Source organism: Gracilibacillus oryzae, from assembly GCF_009498735.1.
In the GTDB taxonomy this organism is placed as follows: domain Bacteria; phylum Bacillota; class Bacilli; order Bacillales; family Amphibacillaceae; genus Gracilibacillus; species Gracilibacillus oryzae.
Window position 1 is genome coordinate 1 of sequence record NZ_ML762445.1, and the last position, 11,621, is coordinate 11,621.

Annotated in this window: 11 protein-coding genes and 8 tRNA genes; 10 read left to right on the plus strand and 9 right to left on the minus strand. The window is 37.5% G+C overall.

From position 1 onward, the window contains the following. The first annotated feature begins 108 nt into the window (after window positions 1-108). From F9U64_RS18380 to F9U64_RS18415, 8 genes are all read left to right on the plus strand, one after another. Window positions 109-184, plus strand: a tRNA-Phe gene (locus F9U64_RS18380). A 28-nt stretch (window positions 185-212) separates the two neighbouring features. After that, a tRNA-Tyr gene (locus F9U64_RS18385) sits at window positions 213-298 on the plus strand. A gap of 9 nt (window positions 299-307) precedes the next feature. Beyond that, window positions 308-378, plus strand: a tRNA-Trp gene (locus F9U64_RS18390). A gap of 20 nt (window positions 379-398) precedes the next feature. Beyond that, a tRNA-His gene (locus F9U64_RS18395) sits at window positions 399-474 on the plus strand. 32 nt (window positions 475-506) lie between these two features. Next, window positions 507-581: transfer RNA gene (locus F9U64_RS18400), tRNA-Gln, on the plus strand. A gap of 4 nt (window positions 582-585) precedes the next feature. Then, window positions 586-660: transfer RNA gene (locus F9U64_RS18405), tRNA-Gly, on the plus strand. A gap of 41 nt (window positions 661-701) precedes the next feature. Then, window positions 702-775 (plus strand) — tRNA-Cys (locus F9U64_RS18410). A gap of 11 nt (window positions 776-786) precedes the next feature. Then, window positions 787-870, plus strand: a tRNA-Leu gene (locus F9U64_RS18415). 372 nt (window positions 871-1,242) lie between these two features. On the opposite strand, the gene ytxJ is transcribed toward F9U64_RS18415, so the two are convergent. The 5 genes from ytxJ to F9U64_RS18440 all read right to left on the minus strand — a co-directional run bounded on the left by ytxJ (window position 1,243) and on the right by F9U64_RS18440 (window position 5,338). Continuing rightward, the gene (ytxJ, locus tag F9U64_RS18420) at window positions 1,243-1,581 is read right to left on the minus strand and encodes a bacillithiol system redox-active protein YtxJ (RefSeq protein ID WP_228275791.1); all 339 of its coding nucleotides are present in this window, start codon (window positions 1,579-1,581) and stop codon (window positions 1,243-1,245) included. Window positions 1,582-1,618: 37 nt separating this feature from the next. After that, entirely contained in the window at window positions 1,619-1,777 is a 159-nt protein-coding gene (locus F9U64_RS18425) for a glycine zipper domain-containing protein (protein ID WP_194287439.1), read from the minus strand. A gap of 1,126 nt (window positions 1,778-2,903) precedes the next feature. Then, complete coding sequence (locus F9U64_RS18430) at window positions 2,904-3,659, minus strand: hypothetical protein (protein ID WP_153406371.1); 756 nt, start codon at window positions 3,657-3,659, stop codon at window positions 2,904-2,906. Next, window positions 3,643-4,569, minus strand: coding sequence for an ABC transporter ATP-binding protein (locus tag F9U64_RS18435; RefSeq protein ID WP_153406372.1), 927 nt, complete (start codon window positions 4,567-4,569; stop codon window positions 3,643-3,645). Before F9U64_RS18435 ends, F9U64_RS18430 begins: the two co-directional genes overlap by 17 nt. Continuing rightward, on the minus strand, window positions 4,562-5,338 hold the full coding sequence (locus F9U64_RS18440; RefSeq protein WP_194287435.1) for a MerR family transcriptional regulator: 777 nt from the start codon (window positions 5,336-5,338) through the stop codon (window positions 4,562-4,564). Before F9U64_RS18440 ends, F9U64_RS18435 begins: the two co-directional genes overlap by 8 nt. Before the next feature lie 1,137 nt (window positions 5,339-6,475). Here F9U64_RS18440 and F9U64_RS18445 point away from each other — a divergent pair. Next, complete coding sequence (locus tag F9U64_RS18445; protein WP_228275792.1) at window positions 6,476-7,471, plus strand: tetratricopeptide repeat protein; 996 nt, start codon at window positions 6,476-6,478, stop codon at window positions 7,469-7,471. Window positions 7,472-7,854: 383 nt separating this feature from the next. Beyond that, entirely contained in the window at window positions 7,855-8,229 is a 375-nt protein-coding gene (locus tag F9U64_RS18450; RefSeq protein ID WP_153406374.1) for a YhjD family protein, read from the plus strand. A 147-nt stretch (window positions 8,230-8,376) separates the two neighbouring features. On the opposite strand, the gene F9U64_RS18455 is transcribed toward F9U64_RS18450, so the two are convergent. The 4 genes from F9U64_RS18455 to F9U64_RS23180 form a co-directional block, all read right to left on the minus strand. Then, window positions 8,377-9,264 (minus strand): hypothetical protein, encoded by an 888-nt coding sequence (locus F9U64_RS18455; protein ID WP_153406375.1) that lies wholly within the window; start codon window positions 9,262-9,264, stop codon window positions 8,377-8,379. A 362-nt stretch (window positions 9,265-9,626) separates the two neighbouring features. Continuing rightward, complete coding sequence (locus F9U64_RS18460) at window positions 9,627-10,340, minus strand: GntR family transcriptional regulator (RefSeq protein ID WP_153406376.1); 714 nt, start codon at window positions 10,338-10,340, stop codon at window positions 9,627-9,629. Window positions 10,341-10,350: 10 nt separating this feature from the next. Beyond that, window positions 10,351-11,367 (minus strand): sugar kinase, encoded by a 1,017-nt coding sequence (locus F9U64_RS18465; RefSeq protein WP_153406377.1) that lies wholly within the window; start codon window positions 11,365-11,367, stop codon window positions 10,351-10,353. Then, on the minus strand, window positions 11,360-11,621 hold a 262-nt coding region (locus F9U64_RS23180), incomplete at its 5' end, for a KDGP aldolase (RefSeq protein ID WP_228275793.1). The genes F9U64_RS23180 and F9U64_RS18465, both read right to left, overlap by 8 nt.

The window sequence follows — 11,621 nt, forward strand, 5'->3', positions numbered from 1 at the left end:
GTCCGGTAGTTCAGTTGGTTAGAATGCCTGCCTGTCACGCAGGAGGTCGCGGGTTCGAGTCCCGTCCGGACCGCCACTATAACAATTCAAAAGTATTATTCATTTCCTGGCTCGGTAGCTCAGTCGGTAGAGCAACGGACTGAAAATCCGTGTGTCGGCGGTTCGATTCCGTCCCGAGCCACCACTTATTATTTTCACTTGTATTTAAATATGGAGGGATAGCGAAGTTGGCCAAACGCGACGGACTGTAAATCCGTTCCCATCGGGTTCGTAGGTTCGAGTCCTACTCCCTCCACCATTTTATTATAGGGGTATAGTTTAACGGTAGAACAGAGGTCTCCAAAACCTCCAGTGTGGGTTCGATTCCTACTACCCCTGTTTTGATTATAATTATAATGGCGATCATGGCGAAGTGGTTAACGCACCGGATTGTGGTTCCGGCACGCGTGGGTTCGATCCCCACTGGTCGCCCCATTTAATGATTATAACTTTTTTATTTTATATGTTGGGCTATAGCCAAGCGGTAAGGCAACGGTTTTTGGTTCCGTCATGCGTTGGTTCGAATCCAGCTAGCCCAGCCATTTTGCGGAAGTAGTTCAGTGGTAGAACACCACCTTGCCAAGGTGGGGGTCGCGGGTTCGAATCCCGTCTTCCGCTCCATTTGCATATAATATATAAACAAAGCATATATTTAAGATTAAGGCGGCATAGCCAAGTGGTAAGGCAGAGGTCTGCAAAACCTTTATCACCGGTTCAAATCCGGTTGCCGCCTCCATTTTTATTTATGCCGGTGTGGCGGAATTGGCAGACGCGCGGGACTCAAAATCCCGTGTCTTCACGGACGTGTCGGTTCGACCCCGACCACCGGTACTTGAAACCTAGTAATACCAAGACTTCAACGATAATGTTGGGGTTTTTTTTATTGCTTTTAACACGACAAAAATAAGTGAAAATTGTGTGCCTCGAATCGTGTGCACTAGGGGGTTATTTGTTGTGAAGAGACGTAAAGAATTAACAGAAGAAGAATTAAAAATTATCAAAAAGGCAATCACTGAAAAATAATAAAATATAATAATAGCACTACTTTTATTACCCCTCACCTTTCTCAACTTTCCTGCCACTTTTACAAAATAGGAGCTGCCGTATTCGACAGCCCCCTGTTCAACTCTTGCTCTCCGTTAGTACACTAATCTCATTTTCTTTACCATCTAATAACATCCCCTGTTCGCCCTAGTACGATAATTAACGAACTGCTTCGCTTATGTGATGTTCTGTTATCTTCCAATGTGATGTATTCCATAAAATTTGTTGGTTTTCTATGAAGAGAATTTGAGGTGATTTATGAGGAATGTTTGTATCCTTTGCAATCTCATTGGATACTCTTCTGCTTTCTATAACCTTCACCATATAACAATCTATTTTATCTCCTTCTAACTTCTGGAAAGTCTTAACGTGCTTGAAGGCTCTTGCACTAATCATACAAGTTGTACTATGTTTATAAACTAATATCCGTGAATCCATCGAACGTTTCCATACATCTCGCCAATCTTCAAGTGTTGTCAGTTCTTTAATAGTCTCCATATACATCCCCCAGTCAGTCTAATAAATCCAATATTCCCTACGAATGCCTCCGTTTGTCTAAAAAGGTACCAAGGACTAAGCCTAACACGATACCGAGCGGAATACTAATTGCTACTTGATTAATAGCTACTCCTACACTAGTGCCAATCGCTACACCAAGAACAATTCCTAATCCACGAAACCTTGATCTACTCACATTAATCCTCCTCTCCATTTGTTAAAGTGTATTAATCTATAAACCACTTATATTATATACGGCTTTTTCGAGCTTTAGTTTCATAAGATTTTACCCTAACTTTTTTTAAGACTTCATATTTAAGCAATCCTGCTCGTTAGTTTAAGTGTACTTCTTCACAAACTCACATTATTTAAAATTAAATATCTATATATTAAGGTTACATTGAACTACTTTATTAAGTAAACTGATTTAGTGACATTTTTAAACAAGTAGAACGATTGTTGAAAATAACAACGACTATTTATTTACGAATTAATAATAAAATAACAAGCTACAAATAATGTTAAGCAAGAACAAATCTGTAATGTTGGCTGGCTTGCAAGAAGCTTGAAAACTGGTGTAAAATTTTCAGCCAGAAGGGAAAACTTCAAAATCCCACAAAGAAAAATATAAAGGTTATGCTTGGTATGCTAAATATGAAGAAGCTCTAGCCTGGTGGCCGGAGTTTTTTATTTGCTTCATTTACAAATTCATTTCACCAGATAGAAGTATAATGAGGTGATTGAAATGCTACCAACAAAAAGAACTGCTAATACAACACCTTTCCGGCAAAATGACAAATCAAGATTTAGCAAATATTTAGGACAACTTTTTAGGGTTAGTGCTAGTATTATGTTTATATTGGTATATTTCTGGGCTTATTCCCTTGTTTTTTATGAGTCTATTCTAATGATTTAGAACAAAGTTTGGACATCCAATTAGAAAATGTTTTGACGGAGCAACATATAAACCAAATTTGCACATAAACAAAGACCCGAACTATTTAGTGAAAGTTCGGGTCTTAACACGAATAAAACAGTCGGAAAAAAGCTTCCTTCTGATAAAATTAAAGTTACCAAACCATAACCTCATTTGAAGGGGAACCATATGGACAAGTATTATACAATATTTATTTCGGCTAGTTATGTTCCAGCCTCAATATTTTTAATTTTTATAACAATCGTCCTGTATTATTCGACTTACAATTGGAAAGGCATAACAATGGCTCTAAAAAGTGAATTCTCCATACAATAAAATAATTGATGCACCATTTGAAATAGCAAAGAAAGAAGGGACCATTCATATTATGATTAGAAGACTGATGTCAATAATCAATTTTCTTGAATCGCCAGAAGCTGATAGCGCATGTTAACATGATCCAGATTAGAAGAACTGTTATCGCACCGACCCAAGAGCTGTTAGTTGCGTTAATATTGATAAATGTATGCAGCGATTTTTCTGGAAATACGGACAATAACAGTTCCGACACGTCGTCCGGGAACATTTTAATGAGTGCAGGCAGGAACATTACACTCAAGGCAAAGGCAATTCCTCCAGGTGTAGACTGAAAATAAAATGCACCGGCCGCACTCAGCAAGCTGTAGAATAGTACCATGAGCACAGACCCAAGGATTTTGGCAAAAAATCCGGAATCAAATGACAAGGCACCCATCTGATTAATCGAAATGATGAACTGATCAAATACGAAAAATACTATGATCAGAGCCGTACTAATTATGATGGATAGTATGGCTATGAAAGAAAGTTTCGTTAGATAGTATTTTCTGCGTATAGGTGTTATAGCAAGGTTCGTATGAACAGCCCCTGAAGTTAAATCCTTCGTGACAAAAATAGCTGCAAAGATGATAAGCATAATAGCAGCTGCATCCATCCCAAGTAAAGTAATATCGATAACTTCCAGGACAGATAGTTCTGTCAGCAATTTCCCTTGGGTGACTTCGATCGTGAACAGGAAAATGATTCCGAACACGATACTCAGCAGAATTGTTGCTAAGATCATATATCGGTAGCTCGGCAGGTACATAATTTTTTTGAAATCGGCTTTAATTAAGTGTTTCATCCATGTTCACTTCCTTAGAGATATAGTCTGCTTTTCCATCGGTTATCTCAGTAAATACATCTTCCAGCGACGGGGTAACCTTTGTTAATTCATGTAGAACAATTTGGTTTTCGAGAGCGAGTTCCCCGATTTCTTTGGCATCCAAATTTCTGACTTCCAGACCTGCTTTTCTATGTTGAACAATTGCTTGTTTTTCCAGTAAAACTCTCTTTATCTTTTCCAGGTTGTTCGCCTCAACATAAATGAATGAGCTCAAACTCCTCCGTTTCAATTCATCCATAGTCATATGCGCGAGTAGCTTCCCTTGTCCGATAATGACCACGCGATCGGCTACTGCTTGAATTTCGCTCATCAAGTGGCTGGATACTAAGACAGATTTCCCGCTTTTCGCAAGTTGCTTGAACAACCCCCGCAGCCATTTGATACCATCAACATCCATGCCATTAAACGGTTCGTCCAGAATGACGGTGTCAGGATTACCGAGTAGAGCTGTGGCTATGCCTAATCGTTGTTTCATCCCAAGTGAGTAGGATTTTACTTTTTTATTTTGGGCATTTTCCAAGCCTGTTACTCTGAGCATTTCCTCTACCTGTTGAGGATTAATGTTAGCAGCTGTAGCAATAATAGATAGATGTTGCTTGGCTGTAAGGTTTTTATCCAATGCAGAAGGATCGATTAACGTCCCGATTCTTTTGATCGGTTCAGGAAAATCCCGATAAGCTTTTCCATCTACAACAACTTCTCCAAGCGTAGGTCGGACAAGCGAAATAATCATTTTCATCGTGGTCGATTTACCAGATCCGTTAGGTCCCAGAAAGCCTGTGACTGCACCAGGTGTAAGAACAAGATCCAAGTGATCGACTGCGGTTTTGCTCCCGTATTTTTTGGTCAGATTAACTAGTTTAATCAATTGCATCACCCTTTTTTGTAAGATAATAGTGATGAGCACCGTCGATGAAATCCTTGCAAAAATTATACAAAAATAAGTCTTCTTCCGGCCAATGATCGCTTTGCTCAAGCCCTTTGGCGTAGGCCGTCAACATCTTCGGATCATCATCAGTTGAATGTTTGATAAATTCATCCCACTTCCGACCTAATTCAAACCCAGCCTGGCATTTATACGAAGCATTGTTAAGCTTATAGGCGGCCGTTTCCAATATAAGAAGTTTCCACTGCCAACAAAAATTTATGAGATCCTGATAATCATCCTTGGATTGGTTCTTGAATAATTGCTGCGTTTGCTGGTCGAATTCCACATTCGCATAGTCAAGGACAGTTTGCTTGTTCAGACTTAGTACGAGTTTTATGATCGGTTCCAGATTTTGATCAGGATCTGCGTCTATGGAAGCCAGAATGGCCTTAATAATCGTCTGTGTCATTCTGATCTCCATCTCCTGTCGAATGAGAAGGTCCGCTTGATTCTTTAAAATCTGTTTGATATCCGACGCATTGTTGGAATTCAGGATATGATGCTTGATTTCATTCAGAGGAAGGCCGATTCGCTTGAAAAATAAGATTTGTTGTAGCTTCATCAAATCCCCTTCCGTATAGTATCTTGCGTCTTTCTTTCCAGTCCTTTTTGCGACAAGCAATTTGATCCTATCGTAATATTGAATCGTTCGTACAGTTGTCCCGGATAATCTAGCCAGTTCACTTACCGTATACAGCTTTTCAGACATGGCGCTCACTCCTAATTCCATTAAATCATATTACGTTACGTCATATGCAAGTCTTTATACAAGTACTGAGTAAATTTTATAACACAATGATCATTATGTACTCTCAATATAGCATATTGATTGTATTGTTTTATAAGATCTATATGTAGTTATTGATCTCCGAATTAATGATTGATGAAATTGACCCTGCTTTGTACAAGATGGCCATTCTTCAGATATTAGAGTACTCAGAAGTGATGATTTGGCATCTTCACTCGCATCAATGAACTAGCTCTGAATCCGCTAAACTCGAAGCGAGGATAGACATGAATTTCAACGGAGATATGAATAGTTGGATTAAATGGAAAAAGAAGACCGCTGCATATCGTAAGCAGTGATAATTTCGCTGTAGAATTAGCTCAACTAAAAGCAACTGTTACAAGTTATTAGAATGATTTTGATGTTGTGATTGAAAACTGGGAAGAACCTTGCATATATAAATCTGCTATTTTTAGTTTTTTTCTAAGCTAAACACTGTTCATTTTAAGGAATTACTATTTAATTAAGCACACAACTGATTAAATACTAGGTCGTAACAAATGAGACTGTGTGCAATTTCCCGTTTTTTTCATAAGGTAAGAAAGCATAAACTGAGATGTCTAGCTCCAAGCGCCTGCCCCTCGAGGTCTTAAGCGATCCTGCTATGTGGCAAAGATCGCCACGTCGCAGTTTCGCTTAAGCTTGTCGGGGCAGAACGGGCGCTTTGCGCTTTTCTAATTATAGTTGAATTTTTTAAAAAGGGTGTTGATTAGTCAGGGGAATGGATATGATTTATAATAATGATCAGGGACAGTCATAAAAACTTCAATTTACATAAATGTGTTTGTAATGATGAAAAGGAGCAAGGAGATGAAAGATATTTGTTCAAACAAAGATTCAAGCGAGTACTGTATAGTCTTTTAAACTCCTGAAGAAATATAAAAAATGACCAATATAAACTGACTCTAATTAAAGGTTCGATGAACAATCACCCGATGCCCCCCCATTTCCTGTCCCTATTACATAGGTTACTTGGAAAACACTTACCTAATCGTTGCAGATTGTCCGGTTAATATGGAATACTTTACATATATTAGATAACAGAAAGGTGTCTTTTAAGTGGATTTACAACAAGAATTATCTGAAAATGGTTATACGAAAGCTGCTGAACTACTAGGAAATCTAACTGCAAGTGATCATATTATGGAAGAACTTTCTTTAATTTTAAAAGAATGTGTTTCTTCGAAAAGTAAACTTCCTGATGATATTCATATCTTGTATACGCAGTTAGTGCACGTAACGACCTTCCGGAAGGAATATAAATCTATATTGATACGTGATTTAGAAACTATATTATCTGAAACATTGAACCATCCAAATGATCCAGCGGAAATTTATATCAATGAAAAAGAAGAAGATGAAGTTATTTCCCTGTATCAAAAAGCTGTTGAAGGTGACCCGGATACCCAACTCGAACTTGGTCATTTTTACAAATCAATTGAGCGTGATGAATGGGCCTTTGACTGGTTCAAAGCAGCAGCAGAGGCCGGTAGAGCAGATGCCCTTTATTGGCTGGGTAATGAATATTTTGTAGGTAAAGTAGTGGTACATGATTTGGAAAAAACGTATTTTTACTATAAACAAGCTGCAGAAAAGGGGCATGGGGATGCCCTAAACAACTATGCAGATATGTACTTACGCGGGGAGTATGTGGAGAAGAATGAGGCAAGAGCGCTAGAACTTTTCAAGGCAGCAGCCGATAAAGGTGTACCAGAAGCAATGTACACACTTGGCTATATGTATGAAAATGGTGTGGGGACGGAAATAGACATGGAAGAATCTAAACGATGGTTTACTGAATCCGCCCTTTTTGGTGATGTGTTCGCAGCAAATCGCCTAGGGCATGAGGCGGTGGAAAGTGATCGAGGGGATGAAGCGATATCCTGGTATCAACTGGCTGCTGATAGAGGTGACTTTTATGGTGAATATAATCTTGGTCTTTGTTATGAGAATGGAATTGGAACACCAGTCAATCTGAAAAAAGCTAAGTTGTGGTATCAAAAAGCTGCTTTAAAAGGTGATGTTCAGGCAAAGCAGCGATTAAAAGAGTTGTGAATTGGGTTCGTTCCACCGGTACTTAAAACAACATGAGAAAATTATTATATCAACGTTTCTTACTATTTGTAAGGAGCGTTATTTTATTTGGCTAAAGAAACTTACAAAAATATGGTGGGCGTACCTTGTTGTCCCTAGTCATAGAATGAAAATTATGGTAGTGCGTATAAATTAGAATTTCTGATGCAAATTACGCTTAATAAAGTGTAAAGGTTTAATGAGCAGAATAATTCACTTGCATAATAACTACTTATGAAAAAATAACTTTAACTCAGTAGAAGGAATTATCTTAACTATTATTGGATAGCATATAGTAAGTAGTGGTGAACTTGTAATGGTCAGGGTTATATTGTTATAAATTTAACATTTCAGGAGAATGCATAATGCGAAATTTAGATCCAATAGAATGGCAAATAGCATCTAGGTATTTATTTGTGGATTTGACCTTAAAAGTAATTGATCGGGATTTAAACATGCTAAAAAAGTCATCATTATTTAAAATTAGCGACCATTATATTGCTTTGTTGGAGAGTGTGCAAAAGACAGGTGTAGAGGAAAGAAAACAATTAAAGAAACAAATGCAACAGGAAAAAATAAAAGTTATCTTAAGTAAAAAACAAGAAACTTTCACCTCATATCTTTTTACATCTAAAGGTAAGCAAGAGGTAAGAAATTATTTCCATTCTGCTATTAAAAAGAAAGTGGAGAACATATTGGATGAATGGATGAAACAAAACGATAGGACATCAATTATGTAAAAAGTAGGGTATTCGATTAAAGAAAGGACAATAGGTTGGTGCTTCTGGTTAGACATGACTAAAGATAAATTAGATACTTTGAGACGACTTATTTTATGTTTGTAATTATTATCCTTTTTTTAGGTGGAACTTCTTCTGTGTCGAAAATTAGCATTTGTATGTACTCAGAATGACTGCAACTGAATTGGAAAATTTAAAGCTAAGGAACTTTCCTATTAATTGTATATCTGCTGCATTCTTATTGTCTCTAAATTCTGCTTTTAAAATAGGATAGACATATTTGTTAAAATAATTCTTTTCTACTTTTTCAGGCATGTATTTTTGATACTTAACTTTGTGCAGCAAGCAAATTTTATTCCAGCATTTTTCAACTTTTACCTTTTTGTTTTTTTCTTCCTTCATTCTTTTTTGTCTGTCATTCTCTTCTTGTCGTAACTCCACTTTTGCTTCATGCTTACCGAATTTAAATAGAAATTTAATTGCCATATTACCAATACTTTCTTTTAGTTCTATGGGAGCATCAACAACTAAGAAATCTCCGATAAAACCATCACTATAAACTAGTTGTGAAATTTCCGTTGCCAATTGATTTGTGGATTTGTTATTATTATCCAGATCGTTTAATCTTGCAAATTCAAGAATTAATCTATTATTTTCTTGTAAAAGTAAAGCAATAATTTCTGTCAATTGTAATAAAACCCATTCGTCAGTTAACTCATCCAGTTCACTTAAGTAATAATCATGGAACGTGCCCATTCCGCTTAAATAAGAAGGTCGGCTTGAACCGTTATATTCATTTGTAATAAAACTATCCAATGTTGAATAATCGTCTATATTAAATTGTTTTTCTGTTTTATAGATTGTACCTGATCTATCCCATTGTGGATCAAATTCAAAAGTAATATCGTTTTTTGTATCAGCTAACAATATTTTCGATATCCAAACGGCCACCATTTGAATATATTTATCGATATTCTGCTCAATGTGTTCTGTAGTCCTATTTATTAGCAAATTATTAAATTCCTCCTCTGTCATTTATAATCACCTCAAAAAAGAAAAGTAGTATGACTGTAATGTTCTTTAATTTACCTCAAGAACAAACGTTCCTGTTTATATTATACTACACGTTTCAAGAAAATTAAAATATTCTACCTTTACGAGAAATTTTATTACTTTAAGCTAAATCAATAGAATTTGATTACTATACGATTCTCATGATGCTGAGATGATGTTAGATATATGGAATAGAGAGGAAAGAATTGTGTTTATACGCAGAAAGGCCTTCACCACAGGCAAAGACAAGCAACACTCAAGTTTCGTGAAATAAGAAAAAAGGCAGAGCGACTTTTTGATTCGTTCTACCTTTTTAGCTTATTTCTCTTTTAATGATAGAAGTATTACTTGTTATATGTCACCACATATTCCTGCAATTCCGTATTGTAATAGCCTTCACTGTACTCAATCAGATTATCAAACTCATCATAAGAATAACGCATTCGCTTGAGCAGGGACTTGCCTGGCTCTACATTTAGTAATTCTGCGACTTCGGGAGGTGCAGTGGCAATTGCAAAGTTATCGGTGAAATTCTCTAAATGGATAGCTTGTTGTTCGATTAACTGATATAAGGAACGATCCTTCGTTTTTTCGTGCAGGATGTCTTCCATCTGTTCTGTTAAATAATGGGTAAAATAAATGTACGGTTTGTCATCTAGATGATAAAGGCGCCTCATACAGATGCATTTTTCCCCAAATAAGGTATAAAGCTTGCTGTCTTTCTCATTATTTATCTCTTTGCTTTCAATCAGTTGTTTATAAAGCTGATGTCCGCTCTCGACTAAATACTCTGTAAATCGTTTCCCTTTGGAAAGCTTGGAGGTGGAAGTATTTCGGATGACTTTTGTTCCTTTACCGCTCCTTTTCTCAAGGAATCCTTCTTGAACAAGTTCTTCAATGGCTTTGCGGACAGTAATTTTACTTACACTGAATTCCGCTTCTAACTGTGGTTCAGCAGGTATGTATTCATCCATTGCATATCTGCCGTGTAAGATTCTATCTTTTAATATATCTTTTACCTGTGTATATAATGGCCCTTTTTTTCGTGATATTTTCAATCTTCTTCATCTACCTTTCGACATCCCTGATACCTTTTCCCATCGCCTGGATAATATCTTTTTCAGAAAGTAAGGGGGAATCTCCTGTGATTGTGTGTGCAAGTACCGCTGCACTGACAGCAAAGTCTGCCATTTTCTGGTTAGAATACCCTTTTAACTCCCTATGTATAATGGCAGAAGCAAATGCATCCCCTGAACCAATTCTATCCAGTACAGAAAAACTCATTTCCTTGCTGTAGGTGAAGCTATTATTTTTGTATAAAAAGCCTCGTAAGGAGTGGATCTGATTAACATGAATAGTTCGATGTGTCCCGGCAATAATCGGTATCTTGTATTGATCGGCAATAGCCGGCAGGAGTTCTTTCAGCTGCTTTTCTCTTTCTTTTTCCTTAGTCTGCATTCCTAAGGTAAACAGGGCGTCCTTTTCATTCATGAACACAATATCTGCCAGATGGAGCATATCCTCGTAATGTGCTCTTGCTTTTTCATATCCACTTTCTCCCCAGAGAGAAGGGCGGTAGTTGCAGTCAAATACAACAAGACAACCATTCTGCTTTGCTGTTTTGGCAAAACTCTTTATTTGACTTCGTATGGCATCATTCATCGCTAGTGTGATTCCGCAAAAGTGAACGATATCAACATACTTGGAGATTTGCTCAAAATCATATATTGCAGCTGGAGCCTGATTAAAGCTGCTTTCCAGCCGGTTTGAATAGGTAACGCGACTAGGCCTTGCACCGAACCCATTTTCCAGGAAGTACATACCGATAGATGCTCCGTTACGATTGATAAAGGAAGACTTTATGCCAAGCCTGTGAAGAGAACTGATCGCCGCATCACCTACTGGATTATCTGGTATTGTTGATACAAGGTATGTATCATGCCCTAAATGTGATAAAGCTGCAGCAACATTTACCCCGGTACCGGAAAAGGAGTAGTTTAAGCTGCTCGCCTGTGACAATAGCTCATGGCCCGGAACCTGAAGGCGCATCATCACTTCGCCAAATGAAGCTATCTTGTTACCCATCATGATCTACCAGCTTTTTCACTGTCAAAAAGAGGTCCCGCACATCAGCAACATTTGTTGTTCCGGTCTCTTTATTAATGATAGAGGAGTACACATGTGGGATGATTTGCGGCACGTTTGCTTGCAGGGCTATCTTTACAATAGCTTCAAAATTATTTTTGTCAATGCCGCCGGTTGGCTCTAAAGCAAATTGTTCTTCCCCGCATGCCTCGGCTACTGCTCGATATTCCTTCTCAGTGCTCAACCCGTTCATT